24 protein-coding genes are annotated in these 21450 nt (G+C 71.6%); 17 read left to right on the forward strand and 7 right to left on the reverse strand.

Annotated elements, in window-relative coordinates; translation table 11 throughout:
* Window positions 1-60 precede the first annotated feature (60 nt).
* Window positions 61-828 (reverse strand): GntR family transcriptional regulator, encoded by a 768-nt coding sequence (locus tag Pen02_RS05175; RefSeq protein ID WP_203864770.1) that lies wholly within the window; start codon window positions 826-828, stop codon window positions 61-63.
* 586 nt (window positions 829-1414) lie between these two features.
* Here Pen02_RS05175 and Pen02_RS05180 point away from each other — a divergent pair.
* The 4 genes from Pen02_RS05180 to Pen02_RS05195 all read left to right on the forward strand — a co-directional run bounded on the left by Pen02_RS05180 (window position 1415) and on the right by Pen02_RS05195 (window position 4949).
* Window positions 1415-2434, forward strand: coding sequence for an ABC transporter substrate-binding protein (locus tag Pen02_RS05180; RefSeq protein ID WP_203864771.1), 1020 nt, complete (start codon window positions 1415-1417; stop codon window positions 2432-2434).
* Window positions 2435-2575: 141 nt separating this feature from the next.
* Window positions 2576-3364 (forward strand): ABC transporter permease, encoded by a 789-nt coding sequence (locus tag Pen02_RS05185; RefSeq protein ID WP_203864772.1) that lies wholly within the window; start codon window positions 2576-2578, stop codon window positions 3362-3364.
* A 221-nt stretch (window positions 3365-3585) separates the two neighbouring features.
* Window positions 3586-3987: a cold-shock protein gene (locus tag Pen02_RS05190; protein ID WP_203864866.1), complete on the forward strand. Its 402-nt coding sequence runs from the start codon at window positions 3586-3588 to the stop codon at window positions 3985-3987.
* Window positions 3988-4076: 89 nt separating this feature from the next.
* The gene (locus Pen02_RS05195) at window positions 4077-4949 is read left to right on the forward strand and encodes a metallophosphoesterase family protein (RefSeq protein ID WP_203864773.1); all 873 of its coding nucleotides are present in this window, start codon (window positions 4077-4079) and stop codon (window positions 4947-4949) included.
* A 43-nt stretch (window positions 4950-4992) separates the two neighbouring features.
* On the opposite strand, the gene Pen02_RS05200 is transcribed toward Pen02_RS05195, so the two are convergent.
* The gene (locus Pen02_RS05200) at window positions 4993-5859 is read right to left on the reverse strand and encodes a class I SAM-dependent methyltransferase (RefSeq protein ID WP_203864774.1); all 867 of its coding nucleotides are present in this window, start codon (window positions 5857-5859) and stop codon (window positions 4993-4995) included.
* A 122-nt stretch (window positions 5860-5981) separates the two neighbouring features.
* Here Pen02_RS05200 and Pen02_RS05205 point away from each other — a divergent pair, with 122 nt between their 5' ends.
* From Pen02_RS05205 to Pen02_RS05225, 5 genes are all read left to right on the forward strand, one after another.
* Window positions 5982-6482 (forward strand): hemerythrin domain-containing protein, encoded by a 501-nt coding sequence (locus tag Pen02_RS05205; protein ID WP_203864775.1) that lies wholly within the window; start codon window positions 5982-5984, stop codon window positions 6480-6482.
* A 58-nt stretch (window positions 6483-6540) separates the two neighbouring features.
* Complete coding sequence (locus tag Pen02_RS05210; protein ID WP_239140102.1) at window positions 6541-7977, forward strand: sensor histidine kinase; 1437 nt, start codon at window positions 6541-6543, stop codon at window positions 7975-7977.
* Window positions 7974-8633: a response regulator gene (locus Pen02_RS05215; protein WP_203864776.1), complete on the forward strand. Its 660-nt coding sequence runs from the start codon at window positions 7974-7976 to the stop codon at window positions 8631-8633. The genes Pen02_RS05210 and Pen02_RS05215 overlap by 4 nt, the downstream gene beginning before the upstream one ends.
* 67 nt (window positions 8634-8700) lie before the next feature.
* Window positions 8701-9258: a SigE family RNA polymerase sigma factor gene (locus Pen02_RS05220; protein WP_203864777.1), complete on the forward strand. Its 558-nt coding sequence runs from the start codon at window positions 8701-8703 to the stop codon at window positions 9256-9258.
* Window positions 9255-10535, forward strand: coding sequence for a beta propeller repeat protein (locus Pen02_RS05225; RefSeq protein WP_203864778.1), 1281 nt, complete (start codon window positions 9255-9257; stop codon window positions 10533-10535). The genes Pen02_RS05220 and Pen02_RS05225 overlap by 4 nt, the downstream gene beginning before the upstream one ends.
* Before the next feature lie 359 nt (window positions 10536-10894).
* Here Pen02_RS05225 and Pen02_RS05230 read toward each other — a convergent pair whose 3' ends face one another.
* From Pen02_RS05230 to Pen02_RS05240, 3 genes are all read right to left on the reverse strand, one after another.
* Window positions 10895-11617, reverse strand: a complete 723-nt coding sequence (locus Pen02_RS05230; RefSeq protein WP_203864779.1) for a peptidylprolyl isomerase — start codon at window positions 11615-11617, stop codon at window positions 10895-10897.
* A gap of 325 nt (window positions 11618-11942) precedes the next feature.
* Complete coding sequence (locus Pen02_RS05235) at window positions 11943-12131, reverse strand: DUF397 domain-containing protein (protein WP_203864780.1); 189 nt, start codon at window positions 12129-12131, stop codon at window positions 11943-11945.
* On the reverse strand, window positions 12122-12925 hold the full coding sequence (locus Pen02_RS05240; RefSeq protein WP_239140104.1) for a helix-turn-helix domain-containing protein: 804 nt from the start codon (window positions 12923-12925) through the stop codon (window positions 12122-12124). The genes Pen02_RS05235 and Pen02_RS05240 overlap by 10 nt, the downstream gene beginning before the upstream one ends.
* A gap of 602 nt (window positions 12926-13527) precedes the next feature.
* On the opposite strand from Pen02_RS05240, the gene Pen02_RS42450 reads away from it, so the two are divergent.
* The gene (locus Pen02_RS42450; protein WP_275413553.1) at window positions 13528-13662 is read left to right on the forward strand and encodes a hypothetical protein; all 135 of its coding nucleotides are present in this window, start codon (window positions 13528-13530) and stop codon (window positions 13660-13662) included.
* A gap of 3 nt (window positions 13663-13665) precedes the next feature.
* Here the strand turns inward: Pen02_RS42450 and Pen02_RS05245 are convergent, their stop codons facing one another.
* Window positions 13666-14208 (reverse strand): AAA family ATPase, encoded by a 543-nt coding sequence (locus Pen02_RS05245; protein ID WP_203864781.1) that lies wholly within the window; start codon window positions 14206-14208, stop codon window positions 13666-13668.
* A gap of 137 nt (window positions 14209-14345) precedes the next feature.
* Here Pen02_RS05245 and Pen02_RS05250 point away from each other — a divergent pair, with 137 nt between their 5' ends.
* The 4 genes from Pen02_RS05250 (at window position 14346) to Pen02_RS05265 (ending at window position 17077) form a co-directional block, all read left to right on the forward strand.
* Window positions 14346-15044 (forward strand): class I SAM-dependent methyltransferase, encoded by a 699-nt coding sequence (locus tag Pen02_RS05250; RefSeq protein ID WP_203864782.1) that lies wholly within the window; start codon window positions 14346-14348, stop codon window positions 15042-15044.
* Between the two features lie 252 nt (window positions 15045-15296).
* Window positions 15297-15596 carry a hypothetical protein gene (locus Pen02_RS05255; RefSeq protein WP_203864783.1) on the forward strand — a complete coding sequence of 100 codons (300 nt, stop codon included), beginning with the start codon at window positions 15297-15299 and terminating at the stop codon, window positions 15594-15596.
* Window positions 15593-15736 carry a hypothetical protein gene (locus Pen02_RS05260; RefSeq protein WP_203864784.1) on the forward strand — a complete coding sequence of 48 codons (144 nt, stop codon included), beginning with the start codon at window positions 15593-15595 and terminating at the stop codon, window positions 15734-15736. Before Pen02_RS05255 ends, Pen02_RS05260 begins: the two co-directional genes overlap by 4 nt.
* A 234-nt stretch (window positions 15737-15970) precedes the next feature.
* Window positions 15971-17077, forward strand: coding sequence for a hypothetical protein (locus tag Pen02_RS05265; RefSeq protein ID WP_203864785.1), 1107 nt, complete (start codon window positions 15971-15973; stop codon window positions 17075-17077).
* A 15-nt stretch (window positions 17078-17092) separates the two neighbouring features.
* Here Pen02_RS05265 and Pen02_RS05270 read toward each other — a convergent pair whose 3' ends face one another.
* On the reverse strand, window positions 17093-17314 hold the full coding sequence (locus tag Pen02_RS05270) for a glycine zipper domain-containing protein (protein ID WP_203864786.1): 222 nt from the start codon (window positions 17312-17314) through the stop codon (window positions 17093-17095).
* Window positions 17315-17411: 97 nt separating this feature from the next.
* On the opposite strand from Pen02_RS05270, the gene Pen02_RS05275 reads away from it, so the two are divergent.
* From Pen02_RS05275 to Pen02_RS05285, 3 genes are read left to right on the forward strand one after another with little or no spacing between them, the layout of a single operon-like run.
* Window positions 17412-18929, forward strand: coding sequence for a magnesium chelatase ATPase subunit I (locus tag Pen02_RS05275; protein WP_203864787.1), 1518 nt, complete (start codon window positions 17412-17414; stop codon window positions 18927-18929).
* Window positions 18930-18931: 2 nt separating this feature from the next.
* Window positions 18932-20893: a vWA domain-containing protein gene (locus tag Pen02_RS05280; RefSeq protein WP_203864788.1), complete on the forward strand. Its 1962-nt coding sequence runs from the start codon at window positions 18932-18934 to the stop codon at window positions 20891-20893.
* 37 nt (window positions 20894-20930) lie between these two features.
* Window positions 20931-21443 carry a DinB family protein gene (locus tag Pen02_RS05285; protein ID WP_372445580.1) on the forward strand — a complete coding sequence of 171 codons (513 nt, stop codon included), beginning with the start codon at window positions 20931-20933 and terminating at the stop codon, window positions 21441-21443.
* The last annotated feature ends 7 nt before the right edge of the window (window positions 21444-21450 follow it).

Raw genomic sequence — 21450 nt, forward strand, 5'->3', positions numbered from 1 at the left:
TCTGACATGACGACGCTCCTTGGCCGTGGGGCGGAGACAGCGGGCAGACCGTACGACGGGTCAGCCCGGACGGGTGGGATCGGGCCGGCCGCCCCGACGACGGATCGCCGTCGCGGTATTGGCCAGGGTGGACTCGACGTGCCCGAGGTGCCGTCGCATCGCCACCTCGGCGGCGTCCGGGTCCCGAGCGGCGATCGCCTCGACGATCGCGGTGTGCTCCGCGAAGGACTTCGCCGGCCGGTCGGGTACGAGGATGGTGCGGTACTGGAACCGGACGAGCTGGGCCCGCAGCCCGGTGATCAGCCTGGCCGCGGTCTCGTGCCGGGCCGCCGCGATGATCGCCGCGTGCAGCTTGGCGTTGCCCTCCGAGTAGCCGAGCAGGTCGTCGGAGTCCAGCTTGCGGGCCATCCGGTCGAGCGCCCGGCGGATCATGGCGATTTCCCGGGCGGTGGCGTGCAGTGCCGCCTGCCGCGCGGTTAGCGCCTCCAGCACGGCCCGCACCTGGAGGATCTCGACCGCCTCCTCCTCGCTGACCAGCCTTACGTGCGCCCCCCGGTTCGGGGTGAGTACCACCAGGCCGTCCTGACCGAGCCGGACCAGCACGGTACGCACGACCGCCCGGGTTACCCCCAGCCGGTTCGCCAGCTCGATCTCGATCAGCCGCTCGTTGGGCATCAGCTCGCCCCGGTAGATCTCCTGCCGGAGTTGGTCGTACGCCTCGTCGGCGGAGCGGGCCGGCGCGCGCCGCCCGGTGGCGGGTGGGTCCGAAGTGGACGGCGCCGCTGGGCGGTCGGCGGGTACGGGCGGCGGCGGCGTGGAGTCAGTCATGATCTGGTCACCGACGGCACCCGTGCCCGGTCGGGAAGGGCGGAAATCTGTCCGAGGTCAGGCGTCGGTCAACATTTGGGCGATTTCGGCGGGAGCCGCGACGGAATCGATCGGGGCGGTGAGACTGGAGCGTCGGGTCCGCGGGGTCCACCGTGTCGACGGGGATATACACGCGTGGGACCTTAGCTGGCGTTTGCCCGCCAACGGAGTAGTCCGCCCGGACAGCACGACCCGGGTCGGTCGGGTCGGCCGAGTGCCGGAACCCCGCCAACGCCCAGCTCAGCATCGCTCCCCGCAACATTGCCTCCATGATTATCAACAATGTTGCCGACAGGTTGTCTGCTATGGATGTCGAATGTCAATCGCTGTGACCTGCTGATATCCCTGGTGCGGAAAGCGGTTGGCGGTTGGTTGCCAGAATCTTGACCGGATCTTGTCGATGACATATCGGACAGGGCTCATTTACGATTCTCGACCGAACGAGGGCCGGCGGGCCGGACGTGCGCCGAGGGGTCGCGGCGTGCTGTTTGCGCGGGAGGCGTCGATGCCCGTCCTCGGGTCCGATACCACATGCGGGAGGCATTTGATGATCAGACGTTCACGCCTGCTGTCGGCGGCGTTACTGGCGGCGGCGCTGGCGGTGACGAGCGGGTGCAGCGGCGACTCCGGGTCGGGAGCCGAGGCGTCCAAGAAGGACCCCGACAAGGTCGCCTACATCACCGCCTTCGGGGCGGTCGGCCGCGACGCGTTCGTGTGGGTGGCCAAGGAGAAGGGCTACTTCGCCGAGGCCGGCATCGAGGTCGACATCCAGAAGGGCGCCGGCAACGCGCCCAACCTGACGGCGCTGAAGTCCAACAAGGTGCAGTTCGCCGCCCTCGACTTCACCGGTGCGGTGATCCAGTCGGGCAAGGGCGAGTTCACCGACTGGCGGGCCGTCGCCGCCGTACACCAGCAGACGCTGGTCGCGGTGATGACCACCAAGGACACCAACATCGCCACCCCGAAGGACCTGGAAGGCAAGACGATGGCCACCGGCAAGGGGTCGGTCACCGAACTGCTCTTCCCGGCGTACGCGCGGCTGGCCGGGGTCGACGCCAAGAAGGTGACGATCCAGGGCGTGCAGGCCACCGCGCTGAACGGGCTGATGGCGTCCCGCAAGGTGGACGCGCTCGGCACCTTCCTGCTCAGCCGTACGGCGCTGGCGAACGCCTCGAAGAAGGAGGTGGTGGTGCTGCCGTACAGCGACTACCTCCGGGACCTGTTCGGCAACGCGGTGATCACCACTCCCGGCCTGATCGAGAAGAACCCCGAGCTGGTCCGCCGGTTCACCGGTGCGCTGCTGAAGGGGTTGCAGTACTCGATCGAACACCCCGAGGAGGCCGCGCAGATCCTCAACAAGGCGGAGCCGAGCTACGCCGTACCGTCGGGGGTCGGCGAGATCAAGGCGATGACCCCGTACGTGGCACCGGTCGGGGGTGCGCCGATCGGCTTCATGGACGAGCAGCGGGTGATGCGGACCATCGCGGTGATGCAGGGCGCCGGCCTGATCCCCGCCGGACTGACCCCGGACAAGGTCGTCGACTTCAGCTTCGTACCGAAGACCTGACGGCCGGACCGTCCTCGGAGCCGGACAGCACCGAGAGCCGGAACTGAACGGGCTGGGGCGGCGGTCGGTTTCGACCACCGTCCCAGCCGCCGTCCTTCGTCCTTCTCCGCCGCCGCCGAGATCCACCGTCCGGAGGACGTGATGACCAGTACCGCGACGAACACCCGCCCGGCCCGGGCGTGGGCGAACGCCGGGCTGCCCGCGCTGGGCGCGGTGCTGGCGATCGGCCTGTGGTGGCTGACCACCGAGGTCTTCGGCATCTCGTCGTTCTTCCTGCCGGCACCGCCGGACGTGGTCGACGCGTTCCTCCGGCTACCTGGCTACCTGCTCGCCGAGACCTGGGTGACCCTGCTGGAGACGGTCGTCGGGTTCGGCATCGCCGGCATCGCCGGGCTGCTCGTCGCCCTGCTGCTGGCGGCGTCCCGGACGGTCGAGCGGATGACCATGCCGCTGATGGCGGCGGTCAACGCCGTACCCAAGGTGGCGCTCGCGCCGCTGCTGCTGGTCTGGATGGGGTTCGGCTCGGAACCCAAGATCGTCATGGTGATCCTGGTCTGCTTCTTCCCGATCGTGGTCTCCGCGATGGCCGGGCTGACCTCGACCCCGACCGACCTGCGCGAGCTGGTGCACTCACTCTCCGCGTCGTGGTGGCAGACCTTCCTCAAGGTACGGCTCTCCTGGGCGCTGCCGCAGATCTTCGTCGGTCTGAAGGTGGCGATCTCGCTGGCGATCATCGGCGCGATCATCGGCGAGGTGGTCAACCCCGACCGTGGGCTCGGCGCGGTCATCGTCAATGCCGGTACCTCCGCCGACACGCCGCTGGCGTTCGCCGCGCTGACCCTGCTGGCGGTAATGGGGGCCGTGCTCTTCTACCTGGTGGAGGCGGTCGAGCGGCTGCTCGTACCGTGGGCCAGGGCGATCTCGTCGTAGCCGGAACCGCCCGTCGACCCCTGCCCCGCCGCCCGCCCGGATCGCCGCCCGCCAGGATCGCGGGCCGCCCCGATTCGCGGGGCTGCCCGAGTACGGTGTCGCTCGCTAGTGTTGCCGGGGCGGCTCCGACCGGTCCGGCAGGTGTCGCCGGGGCGGGTGCACCGGGGCGGCCCGGCGCGCTGGTGGTTGGTCGTTCGAGGGGACGAGCGGTGGTGGTTGGTGTGGTGTCGGGAAAGTTGCTCAGGTTCGACGAGGTACGCGGTTACGGGTTCATCGCCCCCGACAGCGGAGGTGAGGACGTCTTCGTGCACGCCAACGACTTCGGCGACGACAAGCATCTGATCCAGCCGGGGATGCGGCTGGAGTACGAGGTCGAGCAGGGCGAGCGGGGACTGAAGGCGGCCACCGTCACGATTGTCGACCGGCCGGCCGTCAAGCCGCGACCGGTCCGGGCGGCCGGCGAGGACGACGGGCTGTGCGACGTGCTCTCCGGTGCCGAGTTCAGTGGCGAGGTCACCGAGCTACTGATCGAGAAGGTGCCGTCGCTTACCGGCGCCCAGATCGGGGTGATCCGGCAGCAGCTCGTCGGTCTGGCCCGGTCGCACGGCTGGGTCGAGCCCTGACCCGTCGCACCCGGAGCCGTGGCGGGCCGGGCCGTCGGGTGCGGGGTCGGGCCGGCCGGTCCGGCGGTCCGGGCCGGTAGGATCGGCCGGTGGCCACCTCCCGTCCCGGCGGCGATCTGCTGGCCGTCAGCGACCTGCACGTCGGATACGCCGAGAACCGGAAGCTGGTCGAGAGCTACCGGCCGGGCTCGGATGACGACTGGCTGCTGGTCGCCGGTGACGTCGGTGAGCGGGTCGAGGACGTCTACTGGGCGCTGCGGCTGCTGAAGGAGCGCTTCCGCACGGTGGTCTGGGTGCCGGGCAACCACGAGCTGTGGACGCCCCGCCAGGACACCGTCCAACTGCGCGGCGTCGCCCGGTACGAGTTGCTGGTGGAGGTGTGCCGGCGGATCGGCGTACTCACCCCGGAGGATCCCTATCCGGTCTGGACCGGGGCGGGCGGCCCGGTCACGGTGGTGCCGCTCTTCCTGCTCTACGACTACACGTTCCGGCCGGAGGGTGCCAGCACCAAGGAGGCCGCGCTCGCCATGGCCCACGAGAGCGGCGTGGTCTGCACCGACGAGTACTTCCTGCACCCGGATCCGTACCCGAGCCGTGAGGACTGGTGCGCCGCCCGGCTGGAGCTGACCGAGCGCCGGCTGGCCGAACTCGCCCCGGGCACCCGTACGGTGCTGGTCAACCACTTTCCGCTGGTCCGGGAGGTGACCGACATTCTCCGCTATCCGGTCTTCGCGCAGTGGTGCGGCACCGTGCACACCGCCGACTGGCACCGGCGCTACCACGCCGCCGCCGTGGTCTACGGGCACCTGCACATCCCCAGGGTGAACTGGTTCGACGGGGTCCGCTTCGAGGAGGTGTCGCTCGGCTATCCGCGCGAGTGGCAGGAGCGGACCAACCCGCCGCGCGGACCCCGGCCGATCCTGCCGACCGGGGCGGAGACCGAGGCCCACCGTTTCCGTTGAGCCGCGCGTCCGCCGGACCGGACCCGGTCGGGGCGTACGCGGGTCAGTCGGTGTGGTCGGGGCGCTCGACGCGGCGCATCCAGAACGCGCCGGTCGGCAGGCCCCGGAGTTCGTCCGGCACCGCGTCCGGGTGGCGGGACCACAGCCACGAGGTGAAGAGCAGCACCTGCCACGCCGCGTTGTCGGTGAGGAAGGCCCGGAGCAGGTAGACCTCGGTCCAGTCCCGGCCCTCCCGGAGCCACCGCTCCGGATATTCGAAGGGCCAGTGGATGTCGTGGATGTGCACGATCACACCCGGGCGCAGTGTGGGCAGTACGTGCAGGAGTAGCCAGACGACGTCCGAGCCGGCCTTGGCGACGTGCGTCGAGTCGATCAGCAGGATGTCGCCGGAGTCGAGCCTGGCGAAGGTGGACAGGTCGACGTCCTGGACCCGGCGCTGGCACAGCTCGACCCGGTCACCGGGGCGCAGCCGGGACCGCAGCCGCTCCGGGTGCGGCTCGACGCAGGTGATCCGAAGCTCCGGCAGGTAGCGGTCGGCGACGTCGAGGGCGACCGCGGTGGAGTATCCGGAGCCGACCTCGATCAGCCGGGCCGGCCGGTGGTGCCGGAGCATCGCGTGCAGTACGGCGGCGTCGGCGCGGCCGTACATGCCGTTGTGGTCGTGCCAGCGGTCGCTGGGCAGTTCCCGCATGAACGGACCGAGTTCGGCGGCCAGCCGGAGCTGCTCCGGCTCGCGCAGGTCCACGCCGACCGGTGCCAGGTCGCGCCAGCCGACCGCCGTACTCCGGTCTGCAGGCGAGGTGGCCGGCGAGTAGAAGTGTCCGGGTTTCACGTACGGCGGTGTGCTGAGGGCGGCGCTGATCCCCCGGGCACGCCGGATGACCTGCGTCTGGAACTCTCCAACAGCCATGCGGGGAATTCTGTCCTTTATCGCGATACTTTCGCTAGTAGCCCGTGAAATCGGAGATTCCGTGCCTATCGGACGAACTGCGAATTGATCAAGTGCGAACTGATCGAGGAGGTCAGACCACCATGGACGACATCACCGCGCTGATCCTGGACGACCATGCCGCGTTCCGTCGGGGATTCGCCCGGCTCGACGACGCCCGGGACGAGGCGGAACTTCGGGCGGTCTGGGAACCGCTGGCGCTGCACCTCGACATCCACGCTGAGGCGGAGGAGGCGATCCTCTACCCGTACCTGGTGCGGCACGGGGGCGACGACGCGAGCGAGGAGACCGACGACGCGATCGGCGACCACAACAAGATCCGGGACGCGATCGCCGAGTCGAAACGGCACGTACCCGGCACCGACGGCTGGTGGGCGGCGATCTGGCAGGCCCGGCGGGAGAACAGCGAGCACCTGGCCGAGGAGGAGGACGGTGCGCTGGCCGACTTCCGGCGGCACGCCTCCACCGAACTGCGGGCCGAACTCGGCGCCCGTTGGCTCACCTTCTACGGCGAGCACCCCGGCGGGCGGAACCTGACCTTCCAGGACAAGGACCCGAAGGCCTACGTCGAGGAGCACCGCTGAGCGGAGTCCCCGATCCACCGGGACCGGCGGCAGGGCGGCGGCGAGGCAGAATGGCGGGGTGACGCTGCGGGCCGTACTGGCACCGCTGACCAGCGGGACGACCTACCGACGAGGGGTGTTCCTGCTGCTCGGCGGAGTGCTGCTGCTGCCGTACCTGCTGCTGGTGACGGTCTTCGCCGAGATGCTGCGGGATTCCGAGCTACCCCGGTCGGCCGTCCTGGTGCTGCTGGCGGTGACGGCGGTGATCGCCGCCCTGCCGCTCTTCCTGCGCGGCGCCCGGGCCCTGGAGATCGCCGCCGCCCGTGCCCTGCTCGGGGTCGAACTGCCCGAGCCGGCCGTCGGCGCCGCCGTCGACCGGGAGACCCGGCTCCGTTCCGCGCTCTGGATCGCCATCCACCTGATCTCCGGCGGCCTGGTCGGGTTCGCGCTGATCGCGGCCCTGCCGATGGCCCTGGTCTTCCTCCTCGCACAGGTCGGCGTCGGCACCGAGGCGCTCGCCGGCCTGCGGCTGGGCCCGCTCGACGAGTCCCACCAGGGCTGGCTCAGCCTGGTCGGGATCGGCATGCTGATGCTGCTCGGCTACGCCGTCGCCGGGCTGGGCGCGCTGGCCGGGCTGATGGCGCCGGTACTGCTCGGCCCGTCGCAGACCGAACGGATCGCCGCGCTGGAACGGCAGGCCGGCCGGCTCGCCGAACGCAACCGGCTGGCCCGGGAACTGCACGACTCGGTCGGACACGCGCTGACCGTCGCCACCCTCCAGGCGGCAGCCGCAGGGGAACTGCTGGACACCGACCGGGAGTTCGTCCGGCGGGCGCTGCGGGCGATCGAGGAGACCGGCCGGGCGGCCATGGCCGACCTGGACCACGTACTCGGGCTGCTCCGCGAGGGTGACGCCGAACGGTCCGGCACCGGTGACGGATCTGTCGGCGGGACGCTGTCGGGGGACGGCGGGCGGGCGCCGCAGCGTACCCTCGACGAACTGGACCGGCTGGTGGCCGACACCCGGGCGACGGGCCTGGCGGTCACCGTCGAGCTGGCCGGCGACCTCGGCGCGGTGCCGGCGGTGGTGGCCCGGGAGGGCTACCGGATCGTCCAGGAGGGACTGACCAACGCGGCCCGGTACGCGGGCCGACGCCCGGTGACGCTGCGCGTCGCGGCCGGCGCCGACGCCCTGGAGATCGAGTTGGTCAACGCGACCGGCGAACCGTCCGGTGCGGCCCGGGGCCGACCCGGTCCGGGGCGTTCGCCGGGGCAGCGGCAGGGACGCGGCCTGGCCGGCATCCGGGAGCGGGCCGTCCTGCTCGGCGGCCGGGTCACCGCCGGCCCCGAGGACGGCAACTGGCGGCTCGCGGTGTGGCTGCCGACCACGACGGTGGAGGGGACGTCTCGGGCGGTGGTCGCCGGGCCGGGCGCGGTGGTGGACGGGGCGCCTCGGGCGGTGGCCGGGCCGGGCGCGGTGGTGGAACAGCGACGGGGAACGGAGCGGACATCATGACCATCGGCGTGCTGGTCGTCGACGACGAGGAACTGATCCGGGTCGGGCTGCGGGCGATCATCGACGCGCAGCCGGACCTGACCGTCGTCGGCGAGGCCGCCGACGGGGCCGAGGTGCCGCCGTTGGTCGCCAAGCTGCGGCCCGACGTGGTGCTGATGGACGTCCGGATGCCCGCCATCGACGGCATCCAGGCGACCCGGCACCTGCTCGCCACGTCGGCCGACCCGCCCCGGATCCTGGTGGTCACCACGTTCGAGAACGACGAGTACGTCTACCAGGCGCTCCGCGCCGGCGCGCACGGCTTCCTGCTCAAACGGGCCCGACCGGCCGAGGTGCTGGACGCGATCCGGGTGGTGGCCCGGGGCGAGTCGCTGCTCTTCCCGGCGGCGATACGTCGACTCGTGGCGGCGTACGCGCCCGGGCCGACCGGGGACGGGCTGAGTCGGGCCCGGCTGACCGACCGGGAGGGGGAGGTGCTGCGGCTGATGGCCGCCGGCCTCTCCAACTCGGAGATCGCCGCCGAACTGGTGCTCGGCGTCGAGACCGTGAAGACGCACGTCGGCAACGTACTGGCCAAGCTCGGGGCACGGGACCGCACCCAGGCCGTGATCGCCGCCTACGAGGCGGGGTTCGTGGTGCCGTCCCCGAACGGCTGAGAATTCCTCGGACATCCGGGCAACCTGTTCCGTCGTCGCCGCGCACCTATCCGGTGAGAGGAGCGGGATGCGAAGCGACGACGAGGATCGGCGCGAGTTCAGCGAGTACTTCGCGGCGCGGCGGGACATGGTGCGGCGGTCCGCGTACCTGATGTGCGGGGACTGGCACTGGGCCGACGATCTGGCCCAGGCCGCGTTCATCCGGCTCGCGTCGGCGTGGCACCGGGTACGCGACCCGCAGGCGCTGGACGCGTTCGTGCGTACCTGCCTGGTCCGGTCGTACCTGGCCGAGACCCGACGGGTGTGGCGACGCCGCGAGCGGATGGTCGCCGATCCGCCGGAACTGGCCGGGGTGGACGACGACGCGGAGAGCGTCACCCGACGGGTGGTCTTTGCCCGGGCACTCCGGGAGGTACCGCCCCGACAGCGGGTGACGCTGATCTGCCGGTACTACCACGAACTGGACGTCGCCGAGACGGCTGCCGTACTCGGTTGCTCGGAGGGCACGGTGAAGAGCCAGACCGCCCGGGGACTGGCCACGCTGCGCCGGGTGCTCGGCGACGCCGTACCGCCGCTCGTCTCGGTGACCGGAGGCAAGGGTATGAGCCAGGAGACGACGATATGACTGAGCTGCGGGAACTCTTCGAAGACGCGACATCGGCACCGCCACCGACCCGGTTGCTCGCCGACGAGGTGTACGCGGCGGGCCGGCGTCGACTGCGCCGCCGACGTACCGCGATGTCCGGTACCGCGTTCGCGGTGACCGCCTGCGCGGTCGCGACCGCCGCGCTGGCGGCGGTACCCGGCACCGCCCCCGGCCCGGCGCCGGTCGACGAGAGGGTGGCGGCGACTGCGGCGCCGACCGACCGTCCGGGGGTGCTTCCGTATCCGGGGCGGATCCAGTGGATGCGGGCGGCCGACTCCCGGCACCTCTACCTGGCGCTGTCGACCTGTCCGGGCGGGCCCTGCAAGACCGACTGGCAACTGGTCGGCTCCGACGACGGCGGTCGGACCTGGACCGAGCGCGGCACCCCGGGCTGGTACGCCACCGCGCTGGTGCTCGGCCCCGAGTTGCTGCTCGTCGACCGGCCGACGCAGCCGCCGGGCGGCGGGGAGTGGCGATTGGCGGCCAGCCGGGACGGCGGACGGAGTTGGCAGCCGACGGGTACCGGTCCGGCGGTGGCGGCGCTGGCGGCCGGCAGCTTCGCCGTCTGCCGTCCCGCCCCGGAGAGGCCGCCGGTGATTCCCGGGGGCGAGCCGTGCCGGTTGCACGCCTTCGACCCGGCCACGAACCGGGTCTCACCGCTGGCCAAACAGCCCCCGCAGACGCTGATCGACCGTCAGGTGGTCGAGGAGTCGGCCGACCGGCTCTGGGTGTCGGGGTACGACCGGAACACCCGCCGTCCGGTGATCGCGACGAGTACCGACCGTGGGCGTAGCTGGTCCAGCCACAACTTCGCCGAGATGTCGGAGTGCGGGGCCGACGACTGTCCACTGGTGCAGCTCTCGGTAGGTCCCGGCGGGGTCGACTACGCGGTGATCACCGACGCGCGGAGCCGCACGGTGTACCGGCACAGCGCGACCGAGGGCTGGCAGCGGCGGCCCGGCGCGGGCGAGATCCCGTCCGGGTGGTCCGATCCGGGATCGTTCGTCACCCCGGACGGCAGCCACGTGATGTACGAGGCGAGCGCCGGTTCCCCCGGCCCGGGCAGCGGCGACTACCGGTTCCGGGCGGCCCGGCGGACCGGTACGAGTTACCAGCCGGTCGAGTTGCACGGGCTGCCGGCGATGTTCAGCCCGGTGCTGCGGGCCAGGGACGGCTGGCTCTACGCCCGGGGCGACGGCGACGTCAGCTACGGCTCGGCCGACGGATGGAACTGGGTACCACTGAACCGCCGCTGAACCGCCGCCGCACCGCCACAGTGCCCTACCGTCATACCGCCGCTGAACAGGGGATTCAAGGTTCTTACAGGCTATGCGCTAGGTCGGTACGGCACACTCGGCGCAGGACCGGTCGGGGGCACGACGACGTGCGACGGGGAACCCGACCGGATCGTAGGAGGGTCGAGCGGTGACGATGAGGCGACCGAGCATGTCGAGCGGACCGACCAACGCCCACGAGCGTGGTCAGGACCCTTGGTGACGTCGATCGGACTGACGGGGGATGGACGCGTCACCCCGTCTTCCCGAGATTGATTGGGGCGGTACGTCCGTCAGACATCGGCTCGCCCTCCGTCCACCGGAGGGCGAGCCGATGTGCGTCAGCCGACCGTGAGGTTCTGGATCGTGATCCCGACCTTCGGCACCCCGCCGCCGGCCGAGATGGAGTTGTCGTGGCCGCCGGCCGCCACCCGGTCCACGACCTCGATGCCGCTGGTGACCGTGCCGAACGGGGTGTAGAGCGGCTGGAGCCCGCTCGAACTGTCCTGGAAGATGATGAAGAACTGGCTGCCGTTGGTGCCCGGCTCCCCGGTGTTCGCCATCGCCACCACGCCCCGGCCGTACCGCGCGCCGGTCAGGTTCTCGTCGGCGAACTTGTAGTCCGGGCCACCCATTCCGGTGCCGGTCGGGTCGCCGCACTGGAGGACGAAGATCCCCTCGGTGACCAGCCGGTGGCAGGTGCTTCCGTCGAAGAACTTCCGTTGGGCGAGGTGCTGGAAGCTCGCCACCGTGCACGGGGTGCGGGCCCGGTCCATGGTGATCTCGATCTGACCGAGGTTGGTGGTCATCCGCATCGTGGCGGTGCCGGTGCCGGACGCACCGTCGAAGTCGGGCAGCCCGACTGCCCTGGTCTGGGCGTGCGCCGGGGTGATGCTGCCGGCACACTGCGCCGACAGGGCCCCCGGGGACAGGCCCGGTTGCGCGTCAGTGGTCGCGGACGGGCCGCCCTCGCTGTCGGATCGCAGGTAGAAGAACAGCACGCCGGCGAAGCCGACGCCGAGGCAGAGCACGACCGCCACGGCCGCCGCGACCAGGCCGATCACGAGCGGGCGCCGGTTCCGGGCCGGTTGCGTTCCCGGCTGGTACGGCGGAGCGGGCTGAACGGGTCCAGCCGGCTGCGGGCCGTACGGCTGCGGCCCGTGGGGTTGTGGCCCGTACGGCTGCTGTCCGGCCGACTGCCCTCCAGCCGAGTACGGTCCGGCCGGCGGTGGCGCGGCTGACGGTGGCCCGGAAGGCGGTGGCCCGGCCGGCATCGGCCCTGGTCGCGGCGGCTCGGACGGTGGCGGTTCGGCAGGTGGCTGACTCACGCGGTCAGCCTACCGACAGGGTTCGATGACCGCCCTGATCGGCAAACGCGTGGCACCGGCACTACCCCCGCGACAGCTCGCTGACAAACGCCCGCCAGGCGTTCGGCTCGAAGGCCAGCACCGGTCCGCCCTGATCCTTGCTGTCCCGTACGGCGACAACGCCCGGCAGGTTGTCGGCAACCTCGACACAGTTACCGCCGGTGCTGTTGCTCCGGCTGCTCTTGCGCCACGATGCCCTGGTCAGCTCCATGTCTCCGCCACCTCCGCGATCAGGTCGAGCGACTGCTGGTGCGGCAGCGCCACGCTTCGGACGGTCTCCCAGACATCGATCATATAGTTCACGTAGTCCGACCGGTCGTCCATCTGGCCGTGCCGGTGCCCGTCGAAGTAGACGACCGGCTCGCCGGCCGGCGGCGTGGCGAGCACGAACGAGCCGTCCAGCCCGGCGTAGGAGCCGGCCGAGGCCGGCACGACATGAATCTTGACCTGCGGCACGCCGCCGCCGACCTTCACCAGGTGCAGCAACTGTTCACGCATCACCGCCCGGTCGCCGATCTGCCGGCGGAGCACGTATTCGTCGAGGACGAACGTGAGCAGCGGCGGCTTCGCCCGGGTCAGAATCTCCTGCCGGTCGAGCCGGGCGGTCACCTGCTCCTCGACCTCCTCGGCGGAGAGCAGCCCCGGCCCGGAGAGGACCGCCCGCGCATACGCCTCGGTCTGCAACAATCCCGGAACGTAGGCCGGCTCGAACGAGCGCAGTGCCTTCGCTTCCTGTTCCACGCCGGCCCATTCCCGGAAGTACTGGACGACGATTTCGCGGCTGATCCGCTTCTGGATGCGTACGAACCTGCCGTCGGTGTTGAACACGGTGTCGCAGCGGCGGGCGAAGTCGAGGCTGGGCCGGCGTTCACAGCCCTCCACTTTGGCGATCATCGGCTGGGAGTAGTTGATTGCCTCGGCGAGAGCGGCCTGGGACATGCCGGTGGCGGCTCGGGCGAGTCGCAGTTCCTCGGCGAAGTGTTCGAGCATCGGTGACCGTTCCATATGACTCCTCCATGACGAAGGGCGTACCAGGCGGGATAAACGGGGATACGCACGGGTCGTACCGATCGAGAAGCTCCTCAGCGTAGTGCCATCCACAGCAGAGTGTCACTAGCGGAACCGCTCGGAGCCATGGCATCGGAAAGGACGGGCGGGACCGCGCGGGGGCCGCCCGGTTTTCTTTCCCCGGCCGATGCGGCCCCCGCTTCCAATCCAGTGGAGGTGGCAGCAGGTGGGCTGGTTTCGACGTACGCCGAGAATTCACCGCCGGGACTGGCGACGGCTCTGGCGGTACTGCCGGTGCGGGCACCGGTGGGGTTGTCTCGGCACGCTCCCGCCGCCGGTGCCGGCGTCGCCGCTGCCGCCCTCGCCGAGGCCGTCGGTGCGCGGACGGGTCCGACCGACGAACCGGGGCCACCTGCGCGACTGGAACTTTCGCTCGGGTGCGAGCGGTGATCGGGCCGGTCGACCCGCCGCCACCGCCGAGCGGGCGGGTGGCTTCCGCTGACGGCGCAGACCAAGGCGGGGAGAACCTGCCCGCCGACGAGCCTTTAGAGCTGGGTGCACAAACGGGGCACGCGGTGGTGTGGAGCGACTGGTCGCGGATGGGTGCACAAGCGGGGCAGCTCGACAGTCTCGCGAGCAGGGTGGCGCTGGCCGGCCCGGACACCCGGGTGATCGCCCAGGTGGCCGCCCTGTTCCCCGGCCAGACCGGTCGGGCCGAGCGTCAGTCGGTCTGAGGGTCAGTCGGGTAGCCGCGCTTCGGACAGGTTCGCCAGGATCTCGTCGACGGTCTCGTCCGGGGTCTGGTCGGAGTTGTCCAGCCAGAGGCCGAGCCGGGGCGTGTCGTCGCGTACCGCCGAGTCGAGCGACTCCACCGTCCAGTCGCCGTAGCCCTGCTTGGCCCGACCCTGTTCGCGCCGGTGGATCACCTCGGGGCGCGGCACGAGCACGACGGCGAAGCGCGGCCGGGCCGTGACCAGGTCGAGGTAGTTGGCCCACGCCGGGCCGAGGATGACGTCCTGGACCACCGCCGTGAAGCCGGCTCGGGCGTAGCCGTCGGCGGTCGCGGCCGAGAGTTGGTACCGGAGCCGCAGTTGCGCCGCCGCCTCGTCGGCCTCCTCGGGGGTGAACTCCTGGCACCCCGAGACGATCATGCGCCGGAACAGGTCGCCACGGACGTGAGCTGCGCGGGGCAGCCGCTCGGCGAGGCGTTGGGCCACGGTGGACTTCCCGGCGGCCATCGCCCCGGTGAGCACGAGGACGGCGGACGACAGATCGATCATCTCGGGATCGAAGGTACCCCACCTTCGTTCGACGGTGGGTGAACAACCACCCGCTCAGGGTGGCGAGGCCGTCCGGGAGCCGGTTAGCTGGTGCACACGAGCCAGCAACCAGGGAATATGCGGGAGGATCTGCCGCCGTGGCACCGTCCGAGGAGGTCATCGCCGGCCAGGCCGTCTACAACCGGGTGGTGCTCGCCGGCTACGACGTGTTCGTGCTCGGCTTCTCCTGCCAGTTCGTCTGGCGGTGCCCCAAACGGCACATGCTCGCCAACTACCAGCGCAACGTCGGCGCCCGACACGTGGAGTTCGGCGCCGGTACGGCGTACTTCCTGGACCGGTGCGACTTTCCGAGCGTGCCGCCGGAACTCACCCTGGTCGACCTGAACCCGACCGTACTGCGGGTCAGCGCGGCGCGGGTGGCCCGGCACTCCCCGGCGACCGTACGCGCCGACGTGCTCCAGCCGTTGCCGTTCGACGACGGCCGGCTCCGGGCCGGTCACTACGACTCGGTCGGGGCGAACTTTCTGCTGCACTGCCTGCCCGGCACCTGGGCGGAGAAGGGCGCCGTCCTCGACAACGCGGCGGCGGCGCTTCGCCCCGGCGGCAGGGTCTTCGGCAGCACCATCCTGTCGTCCGGCGTACCGGTCAGGGCCCCCGCGAGGCGGCTGATGAAGGTCTACAACGCCCGGGGCATCTTCCACAACGCCGACGACGACCTGGCCGGGCTGCGTTGGCAACTCGACCAGCGGTTCACCGACATCGAGATCACCGTACGCGGCTGCGTCGCCCTCTTCGAGGCCACAAAACCGGCGCCGGACCTAGGCCAAGCCGACTGACAGCAATCTGACTTGCCCTACCAGCCTGGAGCAGGGGACTCATAATCCCTCGGCTGCGGATTCGGACCCGTATGCCTCCGCTCGTGGTGTCCAGGTCAGTGTGCTGAAACCGTTCCGTGGCTGACCACGGATCCGTCCGCCCCTTGTACTAGCGTGAGAGATGTGACAGATCGCGCGGCCTACGAGCCCCTGACGGTGGAGCGCTTGGGCGTTCTACTTGGCGGGGCCGACGAAACGCGACGGTGGCGGTTGGTGGCGGAGTTCTTGGAGGAGTACCGCTGGGAACCGGTCGGGACGCGCATTCGTCTGTTGGCCACGGAACCCTCTCCCACTGGGGACGAGCACTGGGACGTGTTTCTCGCGGCTCTGGCGGAGCATCTGGCAGCCCGAGACGGGCAAGGTGCGCCGTCCTGGGTTGAGACGCGATCACTGCGGCGGTTCTGGTTTCCCTTCAATACCCGAGCCGCCCGCGTCGACGCGATGGTGCACGCACCGGCGGCGTTCCGGCGTCGCGGTGTCTACGTTGCTGCCCAGGAACTGAACGTCGCGTGAGCGCCGCCGATCCGCTGCTGGACCGGGCCGCGATCGAGAATGCTTTTCGTCGGCTCGGGGAACGGCTGGCCCGGCGAGGGGTGGTCGCCGTTCCTGGCCGGGCACGGCTCGTTCTCGACGACGTTTTCGACGCCCTGTAGCCCCGCCGTCTGTCGCCCGAGCCATAGCCCGACGTCGACGAGTCGGCCGCACGCGACCTGCCGGCTCGCCAGCATTCCTGCGGGCCGGTGAGTCTCCTCCTTACAACCCGTTTCCCTCCTGGAGGGGACTCGGTTCACCCCGGCACGTGAGGTTCGCGGCGCCGCGCGCCTGGATGGTGTGGGAAGCGGGCCGGCGCCGTACGCCGGGTCGAGGAGTCGAGGAGGGCAAGCGCGATGTCCCACACCCTGCCGGTCGAACGACCGGCTCCCCGTACCAGCACCGACCAGGGTCGGAGTGGCTATCTAGCGGCCGGCACGACCGCGCTGTTCGGTTCGCTGGCGCTGGTCTGGACGATCACCGGCCGGGGTTACCCGTTCGGCACCGCCGACCCGGACGGCTCCGCGAGCCTGCTCTGGCGGGTACCGGCCTGGGTCGGGGCGCCGACCTTCGCGGTACTGCTTCTCGGTGCGGCGGTCACCGCGCTCGCCATGGCCGGCCCGCACGCGGTACGCCTGCGCGGCGCACCCCGGCTCGCCCTGCTCGGCTACGGCTGGCTGGTGGTGGCCGGACTGCTGCTGGTCGTCCCGGACGTGCAGGTGCTCACCTATCTCGGGTACGCGCCGATGCTGCTCGGCGGGCTGCCGTTCGGCTGGCCGCCGGTCGACTACTCCGAACTGTTCACTCTCGCGCTCGGCTACAAGGTGTGCGCGGTCGTCGCCGGGGTGCTGCTGGCCCGGGCGGTACTCGCCTGGCAGTTCCGTACCGTCGGAGCCTGTGGCCGGTGCGGGCGCCGGGCCGGCGGCGACACCTGGACCTCGGCGGACTCGGCGGCCCGTTGGGGGCGCTGGGCGGTCGGGGTGGCGGCGGTGATCCCGGTGCTGTACGCGATCACCCGGCTCGCCTGGGCCGCCGGTATCCCGCTCGGGATCACCGACGAGTTCCTGCGCGAGATGCGGCGCACCGGCCTGGTCTGGGCCGGTGCCGGGCTGGCCGGGTTCGGGCTGCTCGGCGCGGTCCTCACGCTCGGGCTGGTGCAGCGCTGGGGTGAGCGGTTCCCGCGCTGGATGGTCGGGCTGGCCGGCCGGCGGGTGCCGATCAAGCTCGCCGTGGTCCCCGCCACCCTGGTCGCGATCTCGATCACCGCCGCCGGCCTGACCCTCTACGGCCAGCCCGAACTCTTCACCGAGTTGGGTGGCGGCAGCCTGACCGTGATCCCGATGGCGCTCTGGCCGCTCTGGGGGGCCGCCCTCGGTGCCGCCACCCTCGCCTACCACCTGCGCCGCCGGGGCGGCTGCGCCCACTGCGGGGGCGCACACTCCGGCCGCGCCGACTGCGACTGAGCGTCGTGACCCCGGTCACTCCTCCGGGGTGTGGTTGCCGCCTGTGCGGACGCCGGCAAGCGTCCCGAAGATCACCCCGGCCAGGATTCCGAAGGCGATCCCCAGCGCGATGTTGTCGATCACGATGCCGAAGACCACCCCGACGGCCACGCCGAGGGCGATCCCCAGGCTCAGGCTGATGCCCCGTTTCCGCTGGCTCTCCTGAGGTGTACCCGCGTTCTCCTGAGGCGTGCTCATGATCCTCCGATCTTCGGAAGTACGACGGTACGGCCACTGGATCTTGGCCGCACGTCGGCGACCCACGTTCGACACGATCGAGAGCTAGCGTAGGTGCGTGACGGAAACTTCCCAGGTCCCACCGACCCCGCCGGCCGAGCTGCCGGGCACCCTCGGCGAGCTGCGCGCCACCGGGCACCGGTACCGGACCGTCAAGCAGGAACTCCGGGACAACCTGCTGGCCCGGCTCCGGTCCGGCGAGCCCCGCTTTCCCGGCATCGTCGGCTACGACGAGACCGTGCTCCCCGAGGTCGAGCGGGCCCTGTTGGCCGGGCACGACATGGTGCTGCTCGGCGAGCGGGGCCAGGGCAAGACCCGACTGATCCGGGCCCTGGGCCAACTCCTCGACGAGTGGACCCCGGTGATCCGTGGCTCCGAGCTGAACGAGCATCCGATGCACCCGCTGACCCCGGCCTCCCGCCGATCGGTGGAGGAGGCCGGCGACGCGCTGCCGATCGGCTGGCTGCACCGGTCGATGCGGTACGGCGAGAAGCTCGCCACCCCGGACACCAGTGTCGGCGACCTGGTCGGTGACGTCGACCCGATCCGGGTGGCCCAGGGGCGTACCCTCGGCGACCCGGAGACGATCCACTTCGGGCTGGTACCCCGGACCAACCGGGGCATCTTCGCCGTCAACGAGCTGCCCGACCTGGCCGAGCGGATCCAGGTGGCGCTGCTCAACGTGCTGGAGGAACGGGACATCCAGGTACGCGGCTACCAGCTCCGGCTGCCGCTGGACCTGCTGCTGGTGGCGAGCGCCAACCCGGAGGACTACACCAACCGGGGGCGGATCATCACCCCGCTCAAGGACCGGTTCGGCGCCGAGATCCGTACCCACTACCCGCTCGACCTGGAGCTGGAGCTGGAGCTGATCCGGCAGGAGGCGGCGCTGGTCGCGGCCGTGCCGGAGCACGTACTGGAGGTGCTGGCCCGGTTCGCCCGGGCGGTACGCGAGTCCCCGGCCGTCGACCCGCGCTCGGGTGTCTCGGCGCGGTTCGCCATCGCCGCCGCCGAGACCGTCTCGGCCGCCGCGCTGCGCCGGGCTGGACTGCTCGGCGCCGGTGGCCCGGACGGGCAGTCGGCGGCACCGGCCGACACCGAGCCGGTGGCCCGGGTCGGTGACGCCGTCTCGGTGACCAGCACCCTGCGCGGCAAGGTCGAGTTCGAGAGCGGCGAGGAGGGCCGGGAGATCGAGATCCTCGGTCACCTGCTCCGGACCGCCACCGCCGAGACCTTCCGGGCCCGGCTGGCCGGGTTGGACGTCTCCGGCTTCACCGCACTGGTCGCCGACGGTGCGATCGTCGAGACCGGCGAACTGGTCGGCCCGACCGAGCTGCTCCGGCAGGTCGGCACCGTACCGGGGCTGGCCAAGGCACTGGACCGGCTCGGGCTCGGCGACGCGCCCACCCCGGCCGAGGCGGCGGCCGGGATCGAGTTCGTCCTCGAAGGGCTGCACCTGACCCGGCGGCTGGCCAAGGACGTGACCGACGAGGGACGTACCCGCTACGGCGGGCGCAGCCCCGACGGTGGCCGCGGCCCCGGTGAGCGCTCGGCCCGCGACGACGACCGGGCCTGATCGTGGCCGGCGGAAACCGCTTCCGGTACGGCTCCTGGCGCGGCGGCCCCGACCCGCTCGCCCCGCCGTACGACGTCCGGGCCGCGGTCGACTCGGTCGGCGCGGAGGTGCTGGCCGGCGGCAGCCTGCGGGAGGCGCTGCGCAACCTGCTGCGGCGCGGGCCGCAGGGGCGGCGCGGCCTGGACGACCTGGCCGCCCGGGCCCGGCGGATGCGCCGGGACGCGCTGCGCCGGGGTGACCTGGACGGTGCGGTGACCCGGGCTCGGGCCCTGCTCGACCAGGCGCTCGCCGCCGAGCGCGACGAGCTGCGCGGCCGGGACGACGACAACGCCCGGTTCGCCGAGGCGGTGCTGGACAACCTGCCGTCGTCGACCGCGCGGGCGGTGGAGGAACTCTCCGGCTACGAGTGGGCCAGCGACGAGGCGCGGGCCGCCTACCAGCAGATTCTCGACGGGCTGCGCCGGGACGTGCTGGAGCAGCGGTTCAGCGGGCTGCGCGACGCGATGCGGGGCGCTGCCGATCCGCGCGCCCAGCACCAGCTCTCGGAGATGCTGCGCGACCTGAACGACCTGCTGGCCCGGCACGACCGGGGCGAGGACACCACCGACGCGTTCGCCGAGTTCATGCGGCGGCACGGCGAGTTCTTCCCGGAGCAGCCGGAAACGGTGGAGGAGTTGGTCGACGCGCTGGCCCGGCGGGCCGCCGCCGGGGAGCGGCTGATGCGCTCGCTCTCCCCGGCCCAGCGCGAGGAGCTGTCCCGGCTGATGGAGTCGTCGCTCGGCCCGGAACTGGCCGGGCAGCTCTCCGCACTCGACGCCAACCTTCGCTCGCTCCGCCCCGACCTGGCCTGGGACCGCCGGGAGCGGGTCCGGGGCGACCAGCCGCTCGGCTACGGCGAGGCGGCCGGGGCGCTCGGCGAGATCGCCGACCTGGACGACCTGCTGGACCAGCTCGGCCAGGAGCATCCGGGGGCGACCCTGGACGACATCGACGTGGAGTCGGTGCAACGCAACCTGGGCCGGGACGCCGCCGACGACGTACGCCGGCTGCGCGAGCTGGAGCGGGAGCTGCGCCGGCAGGGCTGGGTCACCCGGGACGCCGAAGGGCTGACCCTGAGCCCGAAGGCTCTGCGCCGGCTCGGCGGTACCGCCCTGCGGCGGATCTTCGCCGAGCTGCGGTCCGGTCGGCAGGGGCAGCACGACCTGCGGTCGGCCGGTGCCGCCGGAGAGGTGACCGGCGCGTCCCGCCCCTGGGAGTACGGCGACGAGCAGCCGCTCGACGTGGTGCGTACGCTCGGCCGGGCGGTCCGGCGTGGTGGTGCCGGGGTGCCGGTGGCGCTGGCGGTCGAGGACTTCGAGGTGGTGGAGACCGAGCGGCGGGCCTCGGCGGCGGTGGCGCTCTGTGTCGACCTCTCCTTCTCGATGATCTCGGAGGGCCGCTGGGGGCCGATGAAGCAGACCGCGTTGGCGCTGTCGCACCTGGTCGCCACGAGGTTCCCGCAGGACGCCTTGCAGATCATCGGCTTCGGCCGGGAGGCGATGCCGCTGACCCAGCAGGAGTTGGCCGGGGTGGAGCCGGACATGGTGCAGGGCACCAACCTGCAACACGCGCTGATGCTGGCCGGCCGGCACCTGCGCCGGCACTCCGGCTCCGAGCCGGTGGTGCTGGTGGTGACCGACGGCGAGCCGACCGCACACCTGGATCCGGAGTACGGCGGAGGGGTGTTCAACTGGCCGTCGCTGCCGGAGACGATCCAGTTGACGGTGGCCGAGGTGGACAAGCTGACCCGGTACGGCGCCACGATGAACCTGTTCATGCTCGGCGAGGATCCCGGGCTGCGCCGGTTCGTCGACGCGGTGGCCCGGCGCAGCGGCGGCCGGGTCTTCACCCCGGAGCTCGACGACCTCGGCGAGTACGTCGTCTCCGACTACCTGCGGGCCCGGCGCGGCCGACGCGGTCGCTGACCCCGATCGCGCCGGCCCGTCGGGCACAGCTCGGGCGATAACCGGGTGTACCGGGCGAACTCTTCCTAGACTCGGTCGAATGGAGACGGCCGAGCTGCGCCGGGCGTACGCGGACCTGCTCGCCGTGGTCGACGGCGGCACGTTCGGGCCGCCGCCGCCGGGGGAGTTGACCGTCGAGGAGGTGCTGGTGCACCTCGCCGCCAACGACGAGTTGCTGGCCGAGGCGACCGAGGCGGTGCTGGCCGGCTCACCGTGGGCGTACTACGACGGGCAGTCGACGCTGCGACCGCAGGTGGACGCGATGGTGCCGCGTGACGGCCGGCTGCCGGAGTTGGCCGAGCGGCTGCGGGCCACCAGCGAGCGGCTCTGCGCACTTGTGGACCGGCTGGGGCCGGAGGCGGAGACGCCGGTCGACTCGCATCTGCGGGAGGGCTTCGAGCTGCACGTCGAGGAGTCGCTGCCGTGGGGACGGATGCTCGACATCCACGGCCGGATACACCTGCCGGCGCACCTCGGACAGTTGCGCGGTATGCGTACGGACGTCCGATAGTTGCGGA

The sequence above is a fragment of the Plantactinospora endophytica genome, from assembly GCF_016862915.1.
Lineage (GTDB): Bacteria > Actinomycetota > Actinomycetes > Mycobacteriales > Micromonosporaceae > Plantactinospora > Plantactinospora endophytica.

What these genes read in the sequence shown, in the direction of transcription:
- Pen02_RS05175 (WP_203864770.1), bottom strand. Translation starts at nt 828, where the DNA reads ATGACTGACTCCACGCCGCCGCCGCCCGTACCCGCCGACCGCCCAGCG.
- Pen02_RS05180 (WP_203864771.1), top strand. Translation starts at nt 1,415, where the DNA reads ATGATCAGACGTTCACGCCTGCTGTCGGCGGCGTTACTGGCGGCGGCG.
- Pen02_RS05185 (WP_203864772.1), top strand. Translation starts at nt 2,576, where the DNA reads ATGACCAGTACCGCGACGAACACCCGCCCGGCCCGGGCGTGGGCGAAC.
- Pen02_RS05200 (WP_203864774.1), bottom strand. Translation starts at nt 5,859, where the DNA reads ATGGCTGTTGGAGAGTTCCAGACGCAGGTCATCCGGCGTGCCCGGGGG.
- Pen02_RS05205 (WP_203864775.1), top strand. Translation starts at nt 5,982, where the DNA reads ATGGACGACATCACCGCGCTGATCCTGGACGACCATGCCGCGTTCCGT.
- Pen02_RS05215 (WP_203864776.1), top strand. Translation starts at nt 7,974, where the DNA reads ATGACCATCGGCGTGCTGGTCGTCGACGACGAGGAACTGATCCGGGTC.
- Pen02_RS05220 (WP_203864777.1), top strand. Translation starts at nt 8,701, where the DNA reads ATGCGAAGCGACGACGAGGATCGGCGCGAGTTCAGCGAGTACTTCGCG.
- Pen02_RS05225 (WP_203864778.1), top strand. Translation starts at nt 9,255, where the DNA reads ATGACTGAGCTGCGGGAACTCTTCGAAGACGCGACATCGGCACCGCCA.
- Pen02_RS05235 (WP_203864780.1), bottom strand. Translation starts at nt 12,131, where the DNA reads ATGGAGCTGACCAGGGCATCGTGGCGCAAGAGCAGCCGGAGCAACAGC.
- Pen02_RS05240 (WP_239140104.1), bottom strand. Translation starts at nt 12,925, where the DNA reads ATGGAACGGTCACCGATGCTCGAACACTTCGCCGAGGAACTGCGACTC.
- Pen02_RS42450 (WP_275413553.1), top strand. Translation starts at nt 13,528, where the DNA reads ATGGGTGCACAAGCGGGGCAGCTCGACAGTCTCGCGAGCAGGGTGGCG.
- Pen02_RS05245 (WP_203864781.1), bottom strand. Translation starts at nt 14,208, where the DNA reads ATGATCGATCTGTCGTCCGCCGTCCTCGTGCTCACCGGGGCGATGGCC.
- Pen02_RS05265 (WP_203864785.1), top strand. Translation starts at nt 15,971, where the DNA reads ATGTCCCACACCCTGCCGGTCGAACGACCGGCTCCCCGTACCAGCACC.
- Pen02_RS05270 (WP_203864786.1), bottom strand. Translation starts at nt 17,314, where the DNA reads ATGAGCACGCCTCAGGAGAACGCGGGTACACCTCAGGAGAGCCAGCGG.